Source organism: Sorangium sp. So ce185 (assembly GCF_051526825.1).
Taxonomy (GTDB): domain Bacteria; phylum Myxococcota_A; class Polyangia; order Polyangiales; family Polyangiaceae; genus Sorangium; species Sorangium cellulosum_D.
In genome coordinates this window covers 13,293,138-13,316,429 of record NZ_CP150316.1, presented here as the reverse complement: position 1 = coordinate 13,316,429, position 23,292 = coordinate 13,293,138, and the positions used below count along the sequence as shown (strand labels likewise).

The window sequence follows — 23,292 nt, the reverse complement described above, 5'->3', positions numbered from 1 at the left end:
CGTGGCGATCTGCCACAGCCTTGCCAGGTCGCCACGGCGGCGCCGGTCGCGGCGCTCGCCCGCGCTGCCCTCACCGCGCTCGGCATATGCATTGCTCGACGCGCGCCCGGAGTCCTGCGACTTCTTGGCAGCACGGTCCGGGAACGCGGCCGCCGGCCGCCGCCCCTCGTTCGCACCGACCCACAGGAGAACGCTTGAACACCCCAGCCACGAGCCGTCCACCGCCGCGCCCTCGCATGACACCGACGCTCCTCTTCCTTGGGCTCGCCGCGCTCGCGGCGGCGCCCGGCTGCTTCAGCGCCCGCGCCTCCTCGGGCGGCGGCGAGACGACGCCGCCGTCCCCCGCCCGGTCGATCCGCACCGCGGACATCGAGCTGCCCGCCGGATACGTCATCGAGGTGGTCGCCACCGGCCTCACCTTCCCGACCGGCGTCGCGTTCGACGACGCCGGGCAGGTCTACGTCACCGAGGCCGGGTACTCCTATGGCGAGGTGTTCACCACGCCACGGCTCCTCCGGATCGAGCCGGGCGGCCGCACCACCGTCGTCGCGACCGGGAAGAACCCGCCGTGGACCGGCGTCGCCTGGGCCGACGGCGCGTTCATCGTCTCGGAGGGCGGCGTGACCGAGGGCGGCCGGATCCTCCGGATCACCCCCGGCGGCGAGAAGCAGACCCTCGTCGCGGGGCTCCCGAGCTTCGGAGACCACCACACGAACGGGCCCGTCGTCGGCCCCGACGGCTTCATCTACTTCGGTCAGGGCACCGCCACGAACTCCGGTGTCGTCGGCGAGGACAACTACAAGTTCGGCTGGCTGAAGCGACACCCCGAGTTCCACGACGTCCCCTGCAAGGACGTGACGCTGACCGGCGCCGCGCTCACCTCGCCGAACCCGCTCACCAAGGACGAGGACGACGAGGCCACGACCGGCGCCTTCGTCCGGTTCGGCACCCAGACGCAGAAAGGACAGGTCATCCCCGGGAAGGTGCCGTGCAGCGGCGCCGTCATGCGCGTGCCCGCCCGCGGGGGCACGCTCAACCTCGTCGCCTGGGGGTTCCGCAACCCGTTCGGGCTCGCGTTCTCGCCGGACGGCAAGCTGTTCGTCACGGACAACGGCTATGACGAGCGCGGCAGCCGCCCGGTCTGGGGCAACGCGGATTCCCTGTGGGCCGTGACGCCGGGCACCTGGTACGGATGGCCCGATTTCGCCGACGGCCGCCCCGTCGCGCAAGATCGCTATGCCCCGCCCGGCGGGCAGACGCCCCTTGCCCTCCTCGAGACGCTGCCGAACCCGCCGCCGCAGCCGGTCGCGCTCTTCGCCGTGCACAGCTCGTCGAACGGCATCGACATCTCGCGCGACCCGTCGTTCGGCTTCGTCGGCGACGCGTTCGTCGCGCAGTTCGGCGATCAGGCGCCCGACGTCGGCAAGGTCCTGCACCCCGTCGGCTTCAAGGTGGTCCGGGTCGACCTCAAGACCGGCGTCATCCGCGATTTCGCCGTCAACCGCGGCAAGGACAACGGCCCGGCGTCGCGGCTCAAGACAGGCGGCCTGGAGCGGCCCATCACCGTGCGCTTCGATCGCGCGGGGAAGTCGCTCTACGTCGTCGATTTCGGCGTCATGCTCATGGATGAGAAGGGCGCCAAACCGAAGCAGGGCACGGGCGCGCTGTTCCGCATCACCCGCGCGGCGGCCGCAGGCTGAAGGAGGAGGCGATCATGGTCCTGCGCGCTGTCGTTTGCGGTCTCCTCGCCACGTCGCTCGGGCTCGCCGCCGGGTGCGGCTCCTCCCGCAGGAGCGAGCCGATCCTCGGGCCGCCCCCGCTCGACGAGCCGCCCGAGCGGCGCGGCGAGGTGGTCTTCATGAAGCAATGCAACCAGTGCCACCCGGGCGGAGCAGGCGGGCTCGGCCCGGGGCTCAACAACAAGCCGGCGCCCGCGGCGGCCATCCGGCTCCAGATCCGGAGCGGGCTCGGCGCGATGCCCTCCTTCTCGGAGAAGGAGATCTCCGACGCGGACGTGGACGCGATCATCGCCTACATGCTGTCCATCAGGAGCTACGAGAAGGGCGATTGAGCGGAGAGCCACGGCGCCGAGCCGCCCTCGGCGCGCCGCCGCCGGACAGACCAGCTCGAAGCAGCGGTATCACACGCAGAGAAATCGACAAAACCAGGAGAGGACCCGGTCATGGCAGCCATTCGCGGCGTAATCTTCGACGTCGACGGCACGTTGATCGACAGCAACGACGCGCACGCCCGCGCCTGGGTCGATGCGCTGGAGGAGTTCGGGCACAAGGTCCGGTTCGAGGAGGTGCGGCGCCTCATCGGGATGGGCGGCGACAAGCTCCTCCCCGAGGTGACCGGGATCTCCATCGAGAGCCCTGAAGGGAAGAGGATCAGCGGGCGCTGCTCGGAGATCTTCATGAAGCAGCTCCTGCCCGAGCTCCGCGCCTTCCCCGGCACGAAGGAGCTGCTCGAGGAGCTCCACCGGCGCGGCCTCAGGATCGTCATCGCGAGCTCGGCCCAGAAGGAGAAGCTCCGCGAGCTCCTCAAGCTCACCGGCGCCGACGGGGTCATCGAGAGCGCCACGTCGTCGAGCGACGCCGAGCAGTCCAAGCCGGATCCGGACATCGTGCAGGCGGCGCTCGACCACCTGAAGCTGCCGCACGGCGAGGTCGTGATGATCGGCGACACGCCCTACGACGTCGAGGCGGCCGCGCGCGCCGGGCTGCGCACGATCGGCTTCCGCTCGGGCGGCTGGACCGACAGCGCCCTCGAGGGAGCCATCGCCGTGTACGACGGCCCGGCCGATTTCCTGGCGCAGCTCGATGCATCGCCCCTCGCCGGCGGACCGGGGAACGCGAGCACCGCCCCCCAGGCCGAGAAGACCCCGCAGCAGCGATACGTCTAGGCAGGCGCTCGCCCGATCGCCGCCTGGCGCGGCGCGACCGCCGATGTCCGACCGAGGCTTGCCCGGGGCCGCGCTCCGCTCAACGTGCGGGCGCATGGACCCGTCGAGCGATACCCGCGATCCTCAAGAATCGGAGATCACCCAAAACGACGATTCGAACGAGCTGCTCCTCACGAGGTCGCTGGAGCGATGCGCCCGGCTCGTGCAGACGGACGAGGAGCTCCGCCGGGCGCTGCCCTCCCCGGCGGCGCTGGAGAAGATCCGGCGCTGTAACTCCACGATCGAGTCCGTGGCGACGGCCTTCGAGCTCTACGCGGACCGCCCCTGCGTCGGCCACCGCCCGCTCGACACCGCGGCGACAGCGGCCGACGGCGGCAGCGCGCCGCGCTATCTGCCGGAGTTCCGCGCCGTCAGCTACGCGGACGTGTGGTCCCGCGTCGAGGCGTTCGCCAGCGGCCTCCAGCACGAAAAGCTCGCGAACACGGGCGATTTCGTGGGTATCTCGGGCTTCGGCAGCACCGACTGGGTCGTGGCCGGCCTCGCCTGCATGTACCTCTCCGCCGTCTCGGTGCCGCTGCAAACCGACCTGCCCCCCGCCGACCTGGAGCTCATCGTCACCGAGGCCGAGCTCGCCTGCGTCGTTTGCAGCGTGGGCCAGCTCGCGCGGATCGAGGACATCCTGCCGCGGTGCCCCTCCGTGCGGAGCATCGTCGTCATGGATCTGCTGGAAGGGGATCGCTGCGGGCATAACGAGCTCGAGCGCGTAAGGCGCGCCCTCCGACCGCTGGAGGCGAGAGGCCGCCGCCTCTCCGTGCGGCCCATGCACGAGGTGGAGCACCTCGGCCGGCAGCAGGGCATCTTGCCGAAGGTGCTGCCGGCGCAGCGGGGCGAGCCCGATCCGCTGATGACCCTCATGTACACGTCCGGGAGCACCGGATCGCCGAAGGGCGCGATGGTCCCCGAGAGCCTCTGGCGCCGGTACTGGCAGCTCGCGTTCACCAGGAGCCAAGACCCGCGCCTGGACCTCTTGCCGCTCGTGGGCCTCAACTACAGCCCGATGAACCACTTCATCGGGCGCAGCCAGGTCGGCCGCTCCCTCATGCGCGGCGGGATCACGCACTTCGTGCTGAAGAGCGACATGTCCACCCTGTTCGAGGACCTCCGCCTGGCCAGGCCGACAACGCTGTTCCTGGTGCCGCGCATCGCGGAGCTGATTCACCAGCAGTTCCAGGCCGAGCTCCTGAGGCGCGCCCGAGCGCAGGGCGCCGGCGGCGACGACGCCGCCCGACGGCGGATCGAGCGCGAGATCATGGCGGAGATGCGCGGGTCGCTGCTCGGCGACCGGCTGCTCCTCGCGAGCATCGGGTCGGCGCCGACGCCGCCAGAGGTCCTCTCGTTCCTGAAGCGCTGCTTCGACGTGCCCATCTTCGAGGGTTACGGCTCCACGGAGGCCTCCTCGCTCACGACCGATGGCCGGCTGGATCGGGAGTTCGTGACCGAGTTCAAGCTGGTCGACGTCCCGGAGCTCGGCTACTCCGCCGCGGACCAGCCGTACCCGCGCGGCGAGCTGCATATCCGATCGAGCCTCATGGTGCCCGGCTATCACAAGAACGAGAAGGCCACGAGGGCGCTCTTCGACGAAGAAGGGCTCATGAACACAGGCGATATCGTCGAGCAGCGCGGGCCCGACACCGTCGTCTGGATCGATCGCGCGCGGAACGTGCTCAAGCTGTCGCAAGGAGAGTTCGTCGCCACCTCGCGGCTCGAGGTCCTCTACAGCGCGGGCAGCCCCTTCATCCAGCAGATCTTCCTTTACGGCAACAGCACCCGCTCGTACCTCCTGGCGGTCGTCGTCCCCGAGATGCGCGAGATCTCGGCCCACCTGCGGCAGCGCGACGTGAAGCCCGACGGCGAGCCCGTCAGGCAGCTGCTCCGCGCGGAGATCGACCGCATCGCCCGGGAGAACCAGCTCCGCGGCTACGAGATCCCGCGCGACTTCCTGATCGAGCCGGCCCCGTTCACCCGGGCGAGCGGCCTGCTCACGGAGACGCAAAAGCCGGCGCGCGCCCGGCTCAAGGCCAGGTACAGCGCCCGCCTCGAGGAGCTCTACGCGACGATCGAGCGCACCCAGCTCGAGGAGCTCCGCAGCCTCCGCGAGGGCGGGGCGACGCCGGCGTCCGCCGCGCTGGTGGTGAAGAAGGCCCTGGAAGCCACGCTCGGGATCACCGGCGTCGAGCCGCGGAGCGCGCGGAGCTTCGCGCAGCTCGGCGGCGACTCGCTCAGCGCCGTCCGCCTGAGCCGCCTCATCGAGGAGATCTCCGGCGTGGCCGTGCCCGTGGGGCTCGTGCTCAACCCGACGAGCAGCGTCCGCGCGATCGCCGATCACCTGGAGCACGCCCTGGCGGGCGAAGCCCCCCGCCGCGCCGCGCGCTTCGACGAGGTGCACGGCGCCGGCGCCGAGGTCGTCCGGGCGGCGGACCTGCGGCTCGACCGGTTCCTCGGGCCGGACGAGCTCGCGGCCGCGAGGCGCGCGACGCCGGCCGCCGCGCTGCCGGCGCAGGCCCGGGTGGCGCTCCTGACCGGCGCCAACGGGTTCCTCGGCCGGTTCCTCGCGCTGGAGCTCCTCGAGCGGCTGCCCGAGGAGGGCCGGCTGTACTGCGTCGTGCGCTCGCCGGACGACGCGCTCGCCTTCGATCGGCTCCGCGCGACCTACGAGTCCGATCCCGCCCTCCTGGAGCGGTTCGACGCGCTGTCGGCGCACGGCCGGCTGGTCGTGCTCGCCGGCGACCTCGTGGAGCCGAGGTTCGGCCTGGCGGACGACCTCTACGCGCACCTCTGCGTGGAGGTCGACTGCGTTGTGCACAACGGCGCCCTGGTGAACCACGCCCTGAGCTATCCGCAGCTCTTCGAGCCCAACGTCCTCGGCACGGTGGAGGCGATCCGCCTTTCGCTCGCGCACCGGGTCAAGTCGATGAACTACATCTCGACCATCGCCGCGGTCGGCGGCCTCGACCGGAGCGGCCCCATCCGCGAGGACGAGGACATCCGGGAGCTCTGGCCGGAGCGCGCGCTCGGCGCCGGTTACGCCGTCGGGTACGCGACGAGCAAGTGGGCGAGCGAGGTGCTGCTGCAGGACGCCCACGACGCGCTCGGCCTCCCCGTCAACGTCTACCGCCCGAGCGGCATCATGGCGCACAGCCTGTATCGCTCCCAGATCAACGTCCCGGATTTCTTCACGCGGCTCCTGTGCGGCGTCGTGTACACGGGCCTCGCCCCGAGATCGTTTTACGAGGGCGGCCGCCCGCACCGCGACGGCCACTACGACGGCCTGCCCGTGGACGCCGTGGCGCGGAGCATCGCCGCCGTCGCCGTCGATCGACGGCCCCCCACGGAGGCCGTCGCCGTCGATCGACGGCCCCGCCCGGGGACCGTCGCCGTCGATCGACGGCCCCCCACGGGCGATGAGGGGGAGAGGGCGAGCCGCGCGACCTATCATGTCGTGAACCCCTACTGGGACGACGGCATCTCGCTCGACGTCATCGTCTCGTGGGTCCGATCGGCGGGTTACCCGGTGGAGCGCGTCGACGACTACGCCGCGTGGTACGCGGCGTTCCGCGACCGGCTGATGCAGCTGAGCGAGCCGCTCAGGCGCCACTCGCCGCTGCCCATCCTCAACGCGTGGGAGCGCCCGGCGCGCGCCGACGGAGAGGTGTTCGACGCGGAGCGCCTCCTCGCCCGGCTGCGGCAGCTCGCGGCGCGCGGCGGGGCGGGCGATCTCGCGACCCTGCCGCACGTCGGCGAGCCGCTCATTCACAAGTACCTGGACGACATGGTCGCGCTGGGGCTCATCGGGCCCGCCGCCGTGCGCGCCGCGTCCTGACGCGGGCGCTCGCCCCCCGACGCGCTCGACCCCGCCCGAGCTCGCTACCGCTCGCCGCCCGCGATGTGCGCGAACAGCACCTCGGGGGCGATCGGCTTGACCAGGTGCGCGTCGCACCCCGCCTCCCTGGATCGGCGCACGTCGTCCTGCTGGCCGTACCCGGTGAACGCGAGGATCCGCAGGGCGCCGGCGCCCGCCTCGCCGCGCATCCTCCGGGCGACCTCGTAGCCGTCCATGGCCGGCAGGCCGATGTCGAGCAGCACCACCTCGGGCGCGAACGAGCGCGCCGCCTCCAGCGCCGAGGGACCGTCGTGGGCCAGCGCGGTCACGTGGCCCGCCTGCTCCAGGAGGAGGACGAGGGCGTGCGCGTGATCGCGGTTGTCGTCCACGACGAGGATCCGGCGCGCGAGCGTGCCGGAGACCGGCCCGGCCGCGCCCTCGGCCTCGGCCGGCGGCTCCACGGCGGGCAGGCGCACCGTGAACTCGCTGCCGCGGCCCTCGCCCTCGCTCGCCGCCGACACCGAGCCGCTGTGCATCTCGACCAGCCGCTTCACCAGCGTGAGCCCGATGCCTAGGCCGCCGCGCGCGCGGCCGAGCGTCGGGTGCGCCTGCTCGAAGAGGTCGAAGATGCGCGGCAGCATCTCCTCCGGGATGCCGTACCCCGTGTCCTTCACCCGGACGACGATCTCCGACCCCTCCTGGCGCGCCGAGAGCCAGATCCGCCCGCCCTCGCGGGTGTACTTCGCGGCGTTCGTGAGCAGGTTGACGATCACCTGCTCCAGGCGCGCGGTGTCGCCGAACACCGGCAGCGGCCGCGGCCCCACGTCGAGCGCGAGCTCGTGCTTCGAGGCGTCGATCAGCGGCGCGGCCGCCGCCACCGCCTGGTAGACGATGTGGCCGAGATCGAGCGGCTCCTGCTTCAGCGTGATCTTGCCGCGGGTGATGCGCGAGACGTCGAGCAGATCGTCGACCATGCGGCCGAGCTGGCCGAGCTGCCGCTGCATGACCGCCTGCGCCCACGCCCGCCGCGGCTCGGGCACCGTGGGCATCTGCGAGATGCGGAGCGCGAACTGGATGGCCGAGAGCGGGTTCCGGAGCTCGTGCGCGAGCATCGCGAGGAACTCGTCCTTGCGGCGGTCGCCGTCGAGGAGCGCCTGCTCGGCCTGCTTGCGCGCGGTGATGTCGTTGAAGGAGACCGCCACGCCGTCGCCGACCTTCACCGCCATGTTGCGGACCCACACGCGGTGCCCGCGGGCCGTGTACGCGATCTCCTTGTCGTGCGGCTCGCCGGTCTCGACCACGCGCACGTAGAGCGGGAAGAGCTCCGTCCGCTGCTCGGGCATCAGGTCGAGCAGCCGCCGGCCGACGAGCGCCGAGACGGGCACGCGGAGGAGCCGGCCGGCGGCCGGGTTCGCGAAGTCGAAGAGGAAATCGGCGATCTGGCCCGCCTCGTCGCGCGCCGGGCGCAGCACGATGAACGCGTCGAGCGAGAGCTCCTGGGCCGCGCGGAAGCGCTCCTCGCTGCGGCGCAGCGCCTCGTCCGCCTGCTTGCGGTCGGTGATGTCCTCGACCACGCCGACCGCCCGCACCGCCTTGCCGCGCTCGTCCCGGAACACCGCGCCGCGCACCACCACCCAGCGGACGCCGCCGTCCTTCCGGACGAACCGCTTCTCGCTGCGCCACTCGCGCTGCGCGCCGTGGACGGCCCGCTGGTAGATGGCGAGATCCCGCGCGCGATCGTCGGGGTGCGTGAGGTCGACGAAGGTGCGCTCCAGGAGCTCCGCCTCGGAGTAGCCCGTCAGCGCGCAAAACTCCGAGCTGACGGCGAGGATCCGCGCCGTCGGCGGCTCGCCCGTGGCCACGGCCACGCCGGCCAGCTCGAGCGCGAGGTGGAGATCGCGCTCGCTCAACAGCGCCGCGGGGGCCCGGTCGAGCTCACGTCGAAGGGCGCCGTCGCCGGAGCTCTCTGCCCCGGAGAACGATGCATTCTCCGCGTCTTTCCGCTCTTCTCGAGTCCCCGTCACCCGCCCTCCCCCGGCGACGCCCCGCCGGATTGCCGGCCAGCGGGCCGGCGGCCCGGCGCGCGTCGCGGCCATCGTAGACCAACGGGGCGCTCCTGACAGTGACGAAACGAGCCGGCCCGGCGCGTCGCAGAAGTACCATGGACGCGGCGCCCCGTGGACCGGAGTCGCCACGCGCCAGCGACAGCGCTCCCTCGACACGGCGCCTGTCGACAGCGCGGGTCGGCGCCGCGCCGGGCGCGGGATGGCGAGGGAGAAAGCTCAATGATCTTCCGGTCTTTTCAACTCCACGGGGCGCCGCCCAGGCCAGCGCGGTCGGCGCCCGCTCCGTCGAGCGGGCGGGTCGCCCGCGCCGCGAGGTCGTCGCGACGTTCGCGGCGCTCGCGGACGGCGCGCGGGCAGGGTTCGCGCGCCGTCGAGGCCCTCGACGCGCAGCGCGAGCGCGGGGTAGCATCGCGCGCCGCAATTCACCGATAGCAAGGAGCGCCCCGCGGCGGCTCGACCGCCGCACGCAAACCCTATGAAGCTCGCTGTCATCTCAGGTAGTCACCGCAATGGCTCCGAATCGGGGAAGGTCGCCCGTTACGTGCAGCAACAGCTGTCGTCGGCGCCGGACGTCTCCTCCGTCTACCAGCTCGATCTCGCCGACAACCCGCTTCCGCTCTGGGACCCGGAGGCCTGGCAGCCCTCGGAGAAATGGGAGCGCCTCTGGTCGCCCATCTCCGCCGAGCTCGCCGCGTCGGACGCCTTCGTGATCGTGGCGCCGGAGTGGCACGGCATGGTCCCCGCGGGGCTGAAGAACTTCTTTCTCTTTTGCACCAAGGGCGAGCTCGCGCACAAGCCCGCGCTCATCGTCGCGGTCTCCGCGGGCCCGGGAGGCGCCTACCCGATCGCCGAGCTGCGCATGAGCAGCTACAAGAATTCCTACCTCTGCTACATCCCGGATCACGTGATCGTGCGCAACGTCCGCGAGCTCCTCAATGATCCGGCGACGCCGCAATCGCCCGACGACGGGCGCATCCGCGAGCGGTTCCAGTACGCGCTGGGCCTCCTCCTCCAGTACGGCAAGGCCCTGCAGCAGGTCCGCGCGAGCGGCGCCGTCAACCTGGCCCGATACCCGTACGGGATGTAGCCGCCGGCCCGAGCGCCGGAGATCCCGGCGCGCCAGGCCATGCCCGCATCGCGACCTCGACGGCCGCGCGGAGGCTCTCCCGCGATGCGCCATCCCGCGCCTGGACCGACATCCCCAGCAAGACGGTCACATAGAACGTGGCCAGCGCGGCGGCGTCCGTGTCGGGCGCGAGCTCGCCGGCCTCGACGGCTCGCTGGATCCGCGCCTCGAACCCGCTGTGCCAGGTTTCTCGGTACCCCCGCAGCAAGCCCTGTACGGGCCGGGCGCCGGGGGAGCACTGGGTCCCGGCCAGCGCGATCATGCACCCGGGCGGGTGATCGGGCCGGGTGAGCTCGTCGGCCGCCGTCTCGAGCAGCCGCTGCACCGCGCCCCGGGCCGTCGGCTCCTCGGCGACGATGCGGTCGATGTACCCGCCCCGCCCGGCGAGATACCGGTCGACCGCCGCCCGGAACAGCTGCTCCTTGCCCCCGAACGTCGCGTAGAGGCTCGACGGGCTGATGCCCATCGCCGCGCTCAGCTCGTCGAGCGACGTCCCCTCGTACCCCCGCTCCCAGAACAGGACCATCGCCCGCTCCAGCGCCGCCTCCTGATCGAAGCTGCGCGGCCGCCCTCGACCCCGCTGGAGCGCCCCCGTCGCTTTTTTCATAACGGTCGTTCCATAAATCGCTTGACGGACTGCAGTACCCTACTTAGCTTCCATTTCAGGAACGATCGTTCCAGAAAAAAGAGAGGACTTGGCCATGGGTACGTTGAAGGGCAAGGTTGCGCTGGTCACCGGGGGTTCGCGGGGTATCGGGGCGGCGATCGCCAGGCGCCTCGCGCGCGAGGGCGCCGCCGTGGCCATCACCTATGCCGCGTCGCCCGCGAAGGCGGACGAGGTGGTGGGCGCCATCGAGGCGGCGGGCGGCAAGGCGATCGCCGTGCGGGCGGACAGCGGCGACGCCGAGGCGGTGAAGAGCGCCGTCGCCGAGACGGTGAAGGCCCTCGGCCGGCTCGACGTGCTGGTGAACAACGCCGGCGTCGCCGCCATGGCGCCCCTCGATCAGTTCTCGCTGGAGGAGTTCGATCGCGTCATGGCGGTGAACGTCAGGGGCCTCTTCGTCGCCGCGCAGGAGGCTGTCCGCCACATGGGCGAGGGCGGGCGCATCATCAACATCGGGAGCGTCTCCGGCGACGTGGCGCTCATGCCCGGGATGTCGGTCTATGGCGCGACAAAGGCGGCGGTCGCCGGCCTCACACGCGGCTGGGCCCGGGATCTCGGTCCACGCGGCATCACGGTCAACAACGTCCAGCCTGGCCCCGTGGACACCGACATGAACCCGGCCGACGGCCCGCTCGCCTCCGGGCTGAAAGGCCAGATCCCCGTGCAGCGCTACGGACAAGGCGACGAGGTCGCCAGCATGGTGGCGTACCTGGCCGGCCCCGAGGGCGCCTTCGTCAACGGCGCCAACCTGAACATCGACGGCGGCATCACCGCCTGATCGCGCCGGTTGACCGCCCAGGCAGGCTGTGACGCTACGCCTCGTCGTCCACCAGCGTGACGGCGAGCAGGGCGCCCGCCGGCGCGATCGCCCGCAGCGCCGCGGGAACGGCCGCGAACTCGAGGCGCTCGACCTCCTCGCCGACGACCGAGGGTCGCACCAGGATCGAGCCAGGGGCGCGCTCCGGGGCCGGCGCATCGCCGTCGAGCTCGGCAAGCGACATCCACACGAGCTCGTCGTGGTCGCCGCTCACCGCATGGGCTGTCGGGTCGACGCAGCACTGGGCCGCGAGCAGCACCAGGGGCGCGATGTCGACGTCGACCTCGGCGGCCCCGGACGCAGGATCGACATAGGAGGCCACCTCGACGGCGTCGGGCACGAGCTCGCTCCAATCGACCTGCGGCGTCCACGAGGGCTGCGCGACGAGGCGCGCCAGCTCGAGCTCGAGATCGATGATGGCGTCGTCGGCACCGAGCTCGCGCAGCACCTCGACGCGCTGCGCTGCGAGCGACAGGGAGTTGTCGACGACGGTCGACCCCTCGACGAGGTCGGCGCCTGTCGCGCGGGCGCGCAGCGCCGCCGTCACCTGGTCGCGCGAGAGCCCGAGGACCGCGGCGAGCGTCGCGATCCGCGACGCCTCGATGGGCGAGCGCATGCCGGCGAGCGCGCGGTCGAACGCCGGCCGCCGCCGCGCGAGGAACCCGAGCAGGTCGTCGAAGGCAAACGCGCGGGGCACCTGGCCTTCGAGCTCGGCCGGCGTGACCGCGTGCCGCTCGCGGAAGGTCGCCTGCAGCGCGGCGTGGAGCTCCTCCACGACCTCGAGGTCTGCCGGAAACACCCACGCTCCCGGAGGGAAGAGCCCGCGCCCCTGGCGGCCCCGGATGGCGAAGCGCTCGGCGCAACGGACGGTCATGCCGGCATGGCTATCACGGGTGGGCTGGCGCGTCAGGCGCTTCCCCGACTCAGGGCGGGCAGGCGCCGGCGCCGTTGTTCTCCTCGAGCACCATGAGAGGCGGCCAGTCGAGGCGCTCCACGAGCGCCTCGACCTCGCAGCTCGGCAAGCTCTCGTTGTCCCGGATTTCCATCGCAATATTGATCGATCGAGCTCCCAGATCGCGGAGCGTCGCGAGCGACCGGTTCCCCTCGACGTTGAGGTGGTCGATCGTGGTCAGGTCCTCGAGCCCGGTCAGCCCGACCAAGGCGTCATTGTCTCGGAGGGTCAACTGGCCCACGCGAGCCAGGCCGCGCAGAGCGTCGATGTCGACGAGCGCTTGGTTGCCTGCGAGCGTCACCGTTTGGATCGCGCCGTCGCCCGCGCCGAGCGAGCCGAGCCCGTCGAGGCTGGTGAGCGCGGCGTTGTTGGAGATTTCGAGCCCGTTTCGCGCGTTGCGGAGGGCGCTCAGGCCCACGAGGCTCGTGAGCCGAGGATTGTCGTAGATCTCCAGCCGATCGAGCGCCGAGACCTGCTCGAGCCCCGTGAGGCTCACGAGCCCGGAGTTCTGGGCCACGGAGAGAGCTGACACTTCAGCAACGCCGGCGAACCCGGACAGGTCCGAGAGGGAGCCACAGCCGGTGATGGACAGCTGCCTCAGCCGTGTTGTGTCGCCGAGATCGATGGTGGCGAGCTTGGGGTTGTCCGAAAAGTACAGCGACGGCGCGTGGTCCAGGTCCGAGCGAAGGTGCGCGAAGGCGTTGGCGCTCACCAGCTCGGGGTTCGCGTCGACCACGGCTTCCAGGACGACATCGCGGAGCGAGGGCACGCCGTCCAGGCTATTCATCGCCGAATTGCCGCTGACGACGAGGACGTCGGTGGTCTCGAGCGCTCCGAGCCCGGTCAGGTCCACGAGCCGCTCGTTCGAGTAGATGGCGATGCGGCGCGTGGAAACGAGGCCATCCAGGCCCACGAGGCTCGTGAGCCGAGGATTGTCGATGATCTGCAGCCCATCGAGCTCCGAGACCAGCTCGAGCCCCGTGAGGCTCACGAGCCCGGAGTTCTCTCCCAGGATAAGGGTTGACATCTCCGTGATGCCGGCGAACGCGGACAGGTCCTCGAGGGAGCCGCAGCGGGTGACGGACACCTCGCCCAGCCGCGTCACGTCGCCGAGATCGATGGTGGTGAGCTTGGGGTTGTTCGCGAAGGAAAGCGACGGCGCGCGGTCCAGGTCCGAGCGAAGGTGCGCGAAGGCGTTGGCGCTCACCAGCTCGGGATTCGAGTCGACGGTGGCTCGCAGGACACCGCGGAGCGAGGGCGCGCCGTCCAGGCTGCTCATCGCTGAATTGCCGCTGACGACGAGAGCGTCGGCGGTCTCGAGCGCCGCGAGCCCGGTCAGGTCCACGAGCCGCTCGTTCGACGAGATGCCGATGACGCCTGCGGAGACGAGGCCGTCGAGGCCGCGCAGCGAGCTCAGCTGCCGGTTTTCCCGCAACGTGAGCTTCTTGACGGCCGTGAGCCGCTCGAGGCCTTGCAAGCTGACGAGCCCGTCGTTCCCGGAGATGAAGAGCTCCTCGAGGCCGTCGACGGCGCCGAGGCCCTCGAGGCTGGTCAGCGCGTCGTTGTCGACAAGGTTGAGCCACCCCCGGCGCAGGCTGCGCAGCCCGTCCAGCGTCGCGAGCCGGTCGTTGCCCTCGATCCAGAACACCCCTTCCTCGACGTCTTCGAGGCCTGACAAGGACTCGAGGGCATCGTTGTCGACAACGCGCCACTCGGCCGCTTTCACCCCGACGCCGACGACGCTCTCGAGGAGCGGGTTCTCGCTGATGAGGACCGCCACGGCCTCTCGCAGGCTCCGAAGCCCGCCGAGGCTGAGCAGCGAGGGGTTCCGCATCACCTGCAGCTGCAAGCCGACGTAGGAGAGGGAGCCGAGGCCATCCAGGCTGGAGAGCCGCGTGGCGTCGATGATCTGGAGCTTACCCTTGATGGTCGTCAGACACGCGAGGGGGGACAGGTCGGAGACGTCGCCGCCGATGGTGAGCGTGCCATCGAGCACGGTGACGCCGCGCAGGTCCTCGAGGCCGTCCTGGTGGGTGACGCTCAATGAGCCGCTGTACACGCTCGGATCGCACCCCGGCTCGGCGCCGCCGGCGCCCGCGTCCGGCTCGCTCGACATGCCTGTCGACGAGGTTTGGCCGCCTGAGCTGGAGGCTTCCACGGCGCTCGCTGGGCCGCCGGCGCCCCCGGCAGCGCCAGCGCCCCCGGCACCGTCAGCGCCTGTCGTCGATCCGACCTCGCCTCCGTCCGCCGGCGGTTCTTCGATATGACGCTCGATCCGGCCCCCACAAGCCGGCGCGAGCGCAACCGAGGCAAACACCCCCATCCACCACGGCATCCGCATGTCGCGACGCTGAGCTCACTCCAATTCGGCGTCAAGACCGGCCAGGTCCATGCTGGAAGGGCGCAATTGCAACACGGAAACTTTACAGGAGACGCGGAGCGCATTGCGTCCGTCCAGCTCTGGTGGCTGTACGTCGCTCCGAGACCCGCACAGCGAGGGCGGGTCTCTGGTCCAGGGGGCGGCGTCGAGCGATGTGCTGCCTCAGTTCGTCTGCAGCTCGCAGATCGGGAAGCCCTCCTCGTCCAGCGCGCAGCTCGTGCCTTCAAAGCACGGAAAGATCTCGATCCCCGTCCGCGGCGAGCAGAACCGCGTGGCGGACACGCCTTCCTCGGTGACTGCGCAGTCGCCGAGCTCGGGCAGGGACGAGCAGTCGTACGGCGTGGAGTTCGGCCGGAACCAGCAGAGCGGGCGGGCGCCGGGTCCTTCCGCGCAGGCGGCGTACGCGGCGTCCGCCTCGACCGTGGGATCGATCTCGACCAGGCGCGCGTACGGCGGGACGAGGCCGGGGATGTCGGTGCCGGGGTTTCGCACCTGGCACAGGGCGCCGGCGAAGATGGTGTCCACGCGGCATTGACCCCCCGTGTTGTTGACGTTGGTGCCCGTCACGACCGTCGTCGAGGGCGTGTCGGTCGACACCTGCGCCCGGCCGAGCCAGACCCCGAAGTCGTTGGCGACCGCCGCGATGCGGTAGCAGAGATCGCGCTCCGCGTCGCCCGCCCATACGCCGTCGCAGCGGGACTTTGTCGCCGGCGACACCCGCGTCCGGTACGCGCTGTTCTCGTCGATGTCATCGCCCCACATCCGGGGCAGGCAGTCCTTCGATGCGAAGTAGTCGGACTGGCCCTCGGAGGAGCTCACCGTGCCGAACTGGCCTTGCTCGAGCCCCTCGACCTGGATGCGCTGCGGCGGGCCGTCCTTGAACGGGAAGCCGCCGAGCGCGTGGCCCACCTCGTGGCAACCGATGAATGTCGCGAGGTCGCGCGTGAGGCCGGGGCGGAAGAGGTCGGACCCCACGAGGATGCTCCAGGTGCGGTCCGCGGCGAACTCGATGCGCGTCAACGAGCCCGTGACGCGCACGGAGAACTGCGCCCCGTGGGCCTGCGCTTCAGGGGCATAGGCTGCCGCGACGCCTTCGATGAGGAGCTTCACGTCGTCCTCGGACACCGGCTCATCGCCGGCCAGCGGCATGTCCGACGCCTCGATCCCATCCGGATCCTGTCCCAGTGCAGCCGCAGGGGGGCTCGAGCACCCGAGGATGGCGCTCGCGGCCATCGCCACCGCGAGGAAGGCTTTTGCGCTTCGCATACCAACAACGACCATGATGCTCCTTTCGCCGCGCGTGCCGCGCGGAACGGTGCGCGCCCACGGCGGCTCGCAGGCCGCAGCTGTCCGCGTCTCGCTACGATTCCGAGTCGATGCGGCGCCCCGCAAGGATGCCGCCCGCGGCGTCACTCCGCCTGCGCGAAGCGCGGGGCGCCTCGATCAGAAGAATGGCCGCCGGCGGGCTCGACCTTAGAGGTCCAGCTGGGCCCTGCGTCGCTGCTCGGCTGTCCTGTGGATGCCGGCGCCGTCGGTCGTCCTTCGCTCGAACCGCACGGGACGGCGTCGTTTTCCTGCTGTGCCGACCGGCGGCCCGACGCGCCGCGGCGCACCCGTCGCGCCTGCTGGCTGGTGCCGCCCACCAGGAGTCCGGCCAGGGATCCGGAGAGAGAGTTCAACGCAAAGGCGCAAAGACGCAAAGACGCAAAACAAAATTATAATGTGCTTTTTTTTGCGCCTTTGCCCCTTTGCGCCTTTGCGTTAAAACTTCTCTTCGCGCGCGAGGCAGATCCCTGGCTGGATGGCTCGGCGGAGGCGAACCCCTTTGGCCTGCTCGGCGATGGCATCTCTGGAGACTTCGTATGCCATGCCGTGTCCTTGTCATCGCTCTCGACGAGAGACGCCACCATGACGGGCCGCCGGCCCCGACAGCCGGACCCGATGCCGCCCTGGTAGCCCACGAGCCCGGAGCCCGGAAGCGACTCGACGTCCGCCGGCCCGCCCGATCGCGCGCGGGCTGGGCCGGGCGAGCACGCGGCGGACGGGGGCCAAGTGCCCGCCTGCGCCGACACACCCCCCCCACCGGTCACGATCCAGCCCGAGGAGACCCGCGCCGAGACCCGACCGCTGTGCCGAAATCCCTCGCCCAGGCTTCGCCTGACGCACTCGGTGCATATCTAACTTGACAGGTGAACAGTACTGCGCAAAGTTCGACCGGGTAGGCCCGCGCTCGCCCCCCCTTCGAAGCGAGGAGATGACAATGCCCATCATCGGACGACAGTGCACACGCGATGGCAGGACGGTCTGCCTTCGGATGAGTCAAGCCGATCTTCCGGTCAACCTCGAGGGGCCCGGGCTCACGGTCGTTTACGGGTGGTCGAGCGAGGAGCGCCGCGCGAAAGGGCTCCCGGCGTCGATCCAGGGCATCGAATTCCGCGCTGACTCGGGCAAGGTCCTCGTGTTCGATCACTGCCCGTTTTGCGGCGGGGAGCTCGCGGGGAGCGCGACGAGCGTCCGAGCGACCGTGGCACGACGCGCCGCGTCGGAAGGCGCCCGTGCCGAGCAGCCGCCGGTGAAGGCCGAGCCCGCACCGCGGGAGGTGCGTGCGATCGAGGTCGCGCGGCCTCGCCCTGCGAGCGCACCGGCGACGAGCGCACCGGCGCGCGAGCAAGCGGCGCGCGAGCAAGCGACGACGGGCTCGACGTCGCTGAAGGAGCTCCGCGAGAAGCTCGGGCTCTCGCAGGCCGAGCTCGGCGGAAAGCTCGGCCTCGCGCGCAGCTCGGTCGCCAACTACGAGAACGGACGGTCTCCTCTCTCGCAACGGCTCCGCAAGTGGATCGCGAAGCACGAAGCGAAGCTCACCGAGGGGGGAAACGGCGCAGGCCGCCGCGGGAGCGCGGCCGCGTAGGACGCTCGGCGCAGGCCGCCGCGGGAGCGCGGCCGCGTAGAACGCTCGTCATCGGGGGCGCAGCGGAAGGTCGAGGATGAACGTCGCGCCCCGCCCAGGAGCGCTCCGGCACGTGAGCGTGCCACCCATCTCCTTCGCGGCCAGCGCGCTCGTGTGGAGGCCGAAGCCGTGCCCGCTCGGCTTGGTCGTGAAGCCCTGCGTGAACAGCCTCGAGGTGAGCTGCTCGTCGATCCTCCCTGCCCGCCGCGACGTCTCGGCGACCAGCTTGGTCGACGCGATGAGCTCTCGCTGCGTCCTGCTGAGCTCGCGCAGGCTGGCGTCCAGCTCGCGGTTGGCCGCGACGATCTCGGTCCGCTCGCGCTCGACCTAGGCCGCGAGGATGCTGTTGTTCACGAGCGCCGCGAGGTGGTTGCCGAGGAGCATGAAGTGGTTCTGATCTTCCTCGGAGAACCTGTGAAACTTGGCGGTCCGCGGCGAGCTGCCCGCGAACAGGAGGAGGCGTGAGCCGCTGCGCACGCTGCCCCTTCGCACGTTGCCCCTTCGCACGTTGCCCCTTCGCACGTTGGAAGAGAGCCAGAGGAACTCCTCGAGCCCGATGGCGTCCGCGAGCCTCCGCAGCGCGGGCGGGGCGCTCGGATCGCACCGCCCGACTTCACTGCAGGCGTCCATCTTGTGCGGGCGGGCGCCCGTGGTTCGTCGCAGGTGGATCCCCGGGCTGGGCGGTGGGTCGCCCGGCCTGGCGGAGCGGGGGGACCCGCGGCACGGGCGGCGAGGCACGCTGGTCGGCGGCGGGAGCCGCAGGGGCCGCCCCGGCGCGCTGCGCGTTCTGTGGTTCCGTCGCTGCGCGACCTGGGTGAAGCTCCAGGAGCACGGCATCACGATGCCGGGTGGGCGTCGAGGCGCACACCCCGGAGCGATCGAGCTCCGGAGCGATGAGAGGAGCGCCATCATGCATCGATCGTGGCCTGCAGTGGTCCCCTGGTTGATTCCCCTCCTTTCGGCGATGCACGTCGCGTGCGGCGACGCCGGCGCGGATCCTGGCGGAGCAGGCGGCGCGGGCGGAGACGCGCGCGGCGGCTCGAGCTCGCCAGCCCCGGCGGCCACCTCCTCGACGTCGGCCGCCGGCGGGGGCTCCGACCTGTGGATCCCGGCGCTCGACACGCCGTGGCACTGGATGATCGACCACCCTCTGGACCTCGACGACCCCAAGGACATGGGCCTGGTCGATCCCACCGGCGCGGCGCTCGATCTGCCGCCTCCCGTGGTCTACGACATCGACTGGGAGTTCACGCCGGCAGAGACGGTCGCCGCGCTCCACGCGAGGGGGGCCAAGGTGATCTGCTATGTCGACGTCGGCGCGTTCGAGGACTATCGGTCGGACGCCGGCGACTTCCCGGAGTCGGTCAAGGGCGAACCGGACTACCACTGGGAGGGCTCGTTCTGGCTCGACATCCGGCAGATCGACGTCCTCGGGCCGATCATGCAGGCCCGGTTCCAGACCTGCAAGGACAAGGGCTTCGACGCCATCGAGCCCGACGAGGTCGACGGGTACGCCAACGAATCCGGGTTCCCGCTCACCTACGAGGACCAGATCGCCTACAACCGGTTCATCGCGGAGCTCGCGCACGGGATGGGCATGTCCGTCGGGCTCAAGGGCGACATCGACCAGGCGGAGGACCTGTGGCCGTACTTCGACTGGACGCTGAACGAGCAGTGCTTCGAGTTCGAGGAGTGCGAGATCCTCGTCGATACCTTCGTGGCGAACGGCAAGGCCGTGTTCCACGTGGAGTACGACGATCCGTTCTCGGGGCACATGACGGACAGGTCGCTCTTCTGCGAGCAGACGAACGCGTGGAACTTCAACAGCATGGAGATGCCGCTCGACCTCGACGGCGGCCGGTGGCCCTGCCGGTGATCTCCGGACCTCGCGCGCGTTCTGCCCCGCGTCGACGCCCTGGCGGCCGCCTTTCGTCCAGCCCTCGCGCAACTGGATCTTGCCCGGGCGCTTCCGGCGCAGACAGTCCGGCTACGGCGCATCTCCTCGACGCCCTCGGGATCCGCTCGTAAGCGACGCGCATTCCCCGAATCGCCATCGTTTCTCCCCGGCCTGCATCGCCATTGCGCGAAGCGCCTGCGGCCGATTTCATGACACCGACGCGCTCTCCAGCGCGAGCGCGACCGCGCTCCGTCGACTATCCTCGCGCACCGATGAACGTCAGTATTCTCGCGTGCGTTTTCGCGATCACCGTTCTCACCGCATGCTCGAAGACCTCGCCGGATACGACGTCGACGGACGCAGGCGCGGCGCCGAAGAGCGGCGCGCGACTCCGCATCGCCGTCGTGCCGAAGGGGACGACGCACGAGTTCTGGAAGAGCGTGCACGCGGGCGCGGTGAAGGCCTCGCGCGAGCTCGATGTCGACATCGTATGGAAGGGGCCGCTCAGGGAAGACGACCTCAAGGGGCAAATCGATGTGGTCTCGAGCTTCGTCGCGCAGGGCGTGTCCGGCATCGTGCTCGCGCCGCTGAACGGCACGGCGCTGAGGTCGCCGGTGCGCGCGGCGGCGCAGGCGAAGATCCCGGTGGTCGTGTTCGACTCCGACCTCGCCGGCGACGAGCACGTGAGCTTCGTCGCGACCGACAACCACGGCGCCGGCAAGCTCGCGGGAGAGCACCTCGCCAAGGCGATCGGCGGGAAGGGCAATGTCCTCATGCTCCGTTATCAGGAGGGCTCGGCGAGCACGCAGGGCCGCGAGAAGGGGTTCCTCGACGCGGTGCGCGCGATGCCCGACATCACGCTCGCGAGCGAGAACCAGTACGGCGGCGCCACCACCGAGACGGCGTTCAACAAGAGCGAGAGCCTGCTCCTCGCGCACAAGGCCGCGGAGGGGACGATCGCCGGGGTGTTCACGCCGAACGAATCGACGACCTTCGGGATGCTGCAGGCGCTCCGCAAGACGGGCGCCGCCGACAAGGTGAAATTCGTCGGCTTCGACGCCTCGGAGAAGCTCCTCGGCGCCCTGCGCGAGGGCGACGTCGAGGCGCTCGTCGTCCAGAACCCGTTCTATATGGGGTACGTCGCGGTCAAGACGATGGCGGCGCACCTCCGCGGCGAGCCGGTCGAGAAGCGCATCGACACGGGCGCGCGCGTCGTCACGAAGCAGGACCTCGACGACCCGGCGGTGCAGGAGATCGTGAGGCCCGACCTCGCCCGGTGGCTCGGGGAGTGAGCGGCTCGTGACGCGGCTCGTTATGGCAGCGCGCACGCCCCTCCTCGAGGTGATCGGCCTCGCCAAGGCGTTCGGCCCGAGCGCGGTGCTTCGCGGCGTCTCGCTGCGGATCGCGCCCGCGAGCGTCCACGCGCTCCTCGGCGAGAACGGCGCGGGCAAGAGCACGCTGACCCGCATCCTGCTCGGCATGGAGCGCGCCGACGCGGGGTCGCTGCGGCTCGGGGGGGCGCCGTACGCGCCGGCCTCGGCCGAAGGCGCGCGCCGCGCGGGCGTCGTCCTCGTCCCGCAGGAGCGGACGCTCTGCCCCCACCTCTCGGTCGCGGACAACGTGGTGCTCGGGATCGAGCCGGCCGCGCGCGCGCTGCCCGGGATCCGCGACCGCGCGCGCGCCCGCGCCGTCGCCCGGGGAGCGCTCGCGCTCGTCGCCGACGGCCCGGACCGCGTGCCGCTCGACGCGCCGGCCGGGGAGCTCGGCGTCGCCGATCAGCAGCTCGTCGAGATCGCGCGGGCGCTCGCGCAAGGCGGCCTCCGCGAGGGCGGGCGGCTCGCGGCGCGGCTGCTCGTCCTCGACGAGCCGACCTCGAGCCTCGGCCACGCGGACGCCGCGCGCCTGTTCGACCGCGTCCGCGCCCTGCGCGACGCCGGCCTCGCGGTGCTGCTCGTGACGCACTTCCTCACGGACGTGCGCGAGCACGCAGACCGCTACACGGTGCTCCGCGACGGCCGCGTCGCCGGGGAAGGCGATCCGCGCGAGACCGAGCCGGCGCAGATCGTCCGAGAAATGCTGGGCCGCGCGCTCGAGGACGCCCGCGAGCGCGCGGCGTCCGAGGGGCCGCCGCCCGGCGGCGAGGTGGTGCTCGACGTCAGGGACGTCTCCGGCGCGAAGCGGCCGAGGCGCGCGTCGCTGACGCTGCGCCGCGGAGAGATCCTCGGGATCGCCGGCCTCGTCGGCTCGGGCCGGACCGAGCTCCTCCGCATCCTCGCGGGGCTCGACCCGAAGCAGAGCGGCACGGTCGCGCTGCGCGCTCCCCGCGGGGTCGGCCTCCTCAGCGAGGATCGCGGCGGGGAAGGGCTGATGCTCGGCCGCTCGATCGCCGAGAATGTCTGGCTCTCGCCGCGCGCGCCCCTCGTCGCCGCGCCGAGGGCGCTCCTCCCGGAGGCGGCGCGCTGGATCGAGGCGCTCGCGATCCGCGCGGCGGGGCCGGAGCAGCGCGCCGGCGAGCTCTCGGGCGGCAACCAGCAGAAGGTCCAGCTCGCGCGCCTGCTCCGCGAGGACGTCGACGTGCTCCTCGTCGACGAGCCGACGCGCGGCATCGACGTCGCGAGCAAGGCGCAGGTGCTCTCGCTGCTCCGCGAGCTCGCGGGCGCCGGCAAGGCCATCGTGCTCGTGTCGAGCCAGCTCGACGAGCTCGTGACGACGTGCGACCGCATCGCGGTCCTCCGGCGGGGGACCCTCGATCCGCCGCGGCCCGCGGCGTCGTGGACCGCGGCGTCGCTCCTCCTGGAGGCCTCCTCGTGAAGAAGCGCCCGCCGTGGCTCGGCCCGCTCGTCGCCCTGCTGCTCGTCTACGCGCTCTTCGCGGCGCTCGCGCCCGACACGTTCCTGCGCAGCCAGAACCTGCTCACGATGGCGCGGCAGACGGTGGTGGTCGGCATCTGCGCCCTCGGCATGACCCTGGTCATCGCGACCGGCGGGATCGACCTCTCCACGGGCTCGCTTGTCGCGTTCACCACGGTCGTCCTCGCGACGCTCCTGCGCGCGGGGGCGCCGGCGCTGCCCGCGGCGCTCGCCGCCACGGCGGCGGCGGGCCTCGCGGGCGTCGTCGCCGGGACGCTCGTGGGGCGGGCGCGGATGATGCCCTTCGTCGTGACCTTGGGCACGATGAGCGCGCTGCGCGGCGCCGCGAAGGGGCTCGCGTCCGAGCAGAAGGTCGACGCCGACCCGCGCGGCCTCGACGCGCTGCTCTCGGCCGACCTCGCCGCGCCCGGGCTGTGGATGACCGCGGCGCTCGCGCTCCTCGTCTTCGCCGTCCTCACCTTCACGCGCTTCGGGCGCCACGTGTTCGCGGTCGGCAGCAACGAGGCCGCGGCGCGGCTCTGCGGCATCGACACCGGGCGCGTGAAGATCGCGGTGTACACCCTGTCGAGCCTCCTCGCCGGCGTCGCGGGCGTGATGGAGTTCTCGACGCTGACGGTGGGCGACCCGACGGACTCGGTGGGCCTCGAGCTCGAGGTCATCGCGGCGGTCGTCATCGGCGGCGCGCCGCTCTCGGGCGGCGAGGGGAGCGTCGCGGGGAGCGTGATCGGCGCGCTGCTCATCACGGTCATCCGGACCGGCGGCGTCCACCTGGGGCTGCCGAGCTGGGT

The 23,292-nt window shown here is 71.5% G+C and carries 16 protein-coding genes and 2 pseudogenes; 11 read left to right on the top strand and 7 right to left on the bottom strand.

The window, feature by feature from the left end; all coding sequences use genetic code 11:
• Nucleotides 1–236 precede the first annotated feature (236 nt).
• The 4 genes from WMF26_RS49200 to WMF26_RS49185 all read left to right on the top strand — a co-directional run bounded on the left by WMF26_RS49200 (nucleotide 237) and on the right by WMF26_RS49185 (nucleotide 6,785).
• Nucleotides 237–1,700: a PQQ-dependent sugar dehydrogenase gene (locus tag WMF26_RS49200; protein WP_437998352.1), complete on the top strand. Its 1,464-nt coding sequence runs from the start codon at nucleotides 237–239 to the stop codon at nucleotides 1,698–1,700.
• A gap of 14 nt (nucleotides 1,701–1,714) precedes the next feature.
• Nucleotides 1,715–2,071, top strand: a complete 357-nt coding sequence (locus WMF26_RS49195) for a c-type cytochrome (RefSeq protein ID WP_061628140.1) — start codon at nucleotides 1,715–1,717, stop codon at nucleotides 2,069–2,071.
• A 111-nt stretch (nucleotides 2,072–2,182) separates the two neighbouring features.
• The gene (locus WMF26_RS49190; RefSeq protein ID WP_437952975.1) at nucleotides 2,183–2,905 is read left to right on the top strand and encodes an HAD family hydrolase; all 723 of its coding nucleotides are present in this window, start codon (nucleotides 2,183–2,185) and stop codon (nucleotides 2,903–2,905) included.
• Between the two features lie 94 nt (nucleotides 2,906–2,999).
• Nucleotides 3,000–6,785 (top strand): thioester reductase domain-containing protein, encoded by a 3,786-nt coding sequence (locus tag WMF26_RS49185; RefSeq protein ID WP_437998351.1) that lies wholly within the window; start codon nucleotides 3,000–3,002, stop codon nucleotides 6,783–6,785.
• Nucleotides 6,786–6,829: 44 nt separating this feature from the next.
• Here the strand turns inward: WMF26_RS49185 and WMF26_RS49180 are convergent, their stop codons facing one another.
• Nucleotides 6,830–8,809: a PAS domain S-box protein gene (locus tag WMF26_RS49180; protein ID WP_437998350.1), complete on the bottom strand. Its 1,980-nt coding sequence runs from the start codon at nucleotides 8,807–8,809 to the stop codon at nucleotides 6,830–6,832.
• Between the two features lie 517 nt (nucleotides 8,810–9,326).
• On the opposite strand from WMF26_RS49180, the gene WMF26_RS49175 reads away from it, so the two are divergent.
• Nucleotides 9,327–9,938, top strand: a complete 612-nt coding sequence (locus WMF26_RS49175; protein ID WP_437334860.1) for an NADPH-dependent FMN reductase — start codon at nucleotides 9,327–9,329, stop codon at nucleotides 9,936–9,938.
• On the opposite strand, the gene WMF26_RS49170 is transcribed toward WMF26_RS49175, so the two are convergent.
• Nucleotides 9,907–10,584, bottom strand: coding sequence for a TetR/AcrR family transcriptional regulator (locus WMF26_RS49170; protein ID WP_061628134.1), 678 nt, complete (start codon nucleotides 10,582–10,584; stop codon nucleotides 9,907–9,909). The two genes, WMF26_RS49175 and WMF26_RS49170, sit on opposite strands and share 32 nt — an antisense overlap.
• Nucleotides 10,585–10,678: 94 nt before the next feature.
• Here WMF26_RS49170 and WMF26_RS49165 point away from each other — a divergent pair, with 94 nt between their 5' ends.
• Nucleotides 10,679–11,419: a 3-oxoacyl-ACP reductase family protein gene (locus WMF26_RS49165; RefSeq protein WP_437998349.1), complete on the top strand. Its 741-nt coding sequence runs from the start codon at nucleotides 10,679–10,681 to the stop codon at nucleotides 11,417–11,419.
• Between the two features lie 34 nt (nucleotides 11,420–11,453).
• On the opposite strand, the gene WMF26_RS49160 is transcribed toward WMF26_RS49165, so the two are convergent.
• The 3 genes from WMF26_RS49160 to WMF26_RS49150 all read right to left on the bottom strand — a co-directional run bounded on the left by WMF26_RS49160 (nucleotide 11,454) and on the right by WMF26_RS49150 (nucleotide 16,056).
• Nucleotides 11,454–12,332 carry a hypothetical protein gene (locus WMF26_RS49160; protein WP_437998348.1) on the bottom strand — a complete coding sequence of 293 codons (879 nt, stop codon included), beginning with the start codon at nucleotides 12,330–12,332 and terminating at the stop codon, nucleotides 11,454–11,456.
• Between the two features lie 49 nt (nucleotides 12,333–12,381).
• Complete coding sequence (locus WMF26_RS49155) at nucleotides 12,382–14,526, bottom strand: leucine-rich repeat domain-containing protein (RefSeq protein WP_437998347.1); 2,145 nt, start codon at nucleotides 14,524–14,526, stop codon at nucleotides 12,382–12,384.
• A 426-nt stretch (nucleotides 14,527–14,952) separates the two neighbouring features.
• Nucleotides 14,953–16,056: a hypothetical protein gene (locus WMF26_RS49150; RefSeq protein WP_437998346.1), complete on the bottom strand. Its 1,104-nt coding sequence runs from the start codon at nucleotides 16,054–16,056 to the stop codon at nucleotides 14,953–14,955.
• A 1,048-nt stretch (nucleotides 16,057–17,104) separates the two neighbouring features.
• Between WMF26_RS49150 and WMF26_RS49145 the strand changes: the two genes are divergently transcribed.
• Nucleotides 17,105–17,698 carry a helix-turn-helix domain-containing protein gene (locus WMF26_RS49145; RefSeq protein WP_437952968.1) on the top strand — a complete coding sequence of 198 codons (594 nt, stop codon included), beginning with the start codon at nucleotides 17,105–17,107 and terminating at the stop codon, nucleotides 17,696–17,698.
• A gap of 48 nt (nucleotides 17,699–17,746) precedes the next feature.
• On the opposite strand, the pseudogene WMF26_RS49140 reads toward WMF26_RS49145, so the two are convergent.
• Together WMF26_RS49140 and WMF26_RS49135 are read right to left on the bottom strand one after the other, a co-directional pair.
• Nucleotides 17,747–17,911: pseudogene (locus WMF26_RS49140) on the bottom strand (ATP-binding protein); the annotation flags it as partial.
• Nucleotides 17,912–18,064: 153 nt separating this feature from the next.
• Nucleotides 18,065–18,367 (bottom strand): hypothetical protein, encoded by a 303-nt coding sequence (locus WMF26_RS49135; protein WP_437998345.1) that lies wholly within the window; start codon nucleotides 18,365–18,367, stop codon nucleotides 18,065–18,067.
• Between the two features lie 280 nt (nucleotides 18,368–18,647).
• On the opposite strand from WMF26_RS49135, the gene WMF26_RS49130 reads away from it, so the two are divergent.
• The 4 genes and pseudogenes from WMF26_RS49130 to WMF26_RS49115 form a co-directional block, all read left to right on the top strand.
• Complete coding sequence (locus WMF26_RS49130) at nucleotides 18,648–19,613, top strand: endo alpha-1,4 polygalactosaminidase (protein WP_437998344.1); 966 nt, start codon at nucleotides 18,648–18,650, stop codon at nucleotides 19,611–19,613.
• A gap of 293 nt (nucleotides 19,614–19,906) precedes the next feature.
• Nucleotides 19,907–20,926 carry an ABC transporter substrate-binding protein gene (locus tag WMF26_RS49125; protein WP_437998343.1) on the top strand — a complete coding sequence of 340 codons (1,020 nt, stop codon included), beginning with the start codon at nucleotides 19,907–19,909 and terminating at the stop codon, nucleotides 20,924–20,926.
• Nucleotides 20,927–20,933: 7 nt separating this feature from the next.
• Nucleotides 20,934–22,445 (top strand): sugar ABC transporter ATP-binding protein, encoded by a 1,512-nt coding sequence (locus WMF26_RS49120; RefSeq protein WP_437998342.1) that lies wholly within the window; start codon nucleotides 20,934–20,936, stop codon nucleotides 22,443–22,445.
• Nucleotides 22,446–22,552: 107 nt separating this feature from the next.
• Nucleotides 22,553–23,269, top strand: a pseudogene (locus WMF26_RS49115) (ABC transporter permease); the annotation flags it as partial.
• Between the last annotated feature and the right edge of the window lie 23 nt (nucleotides 23,270–23,292).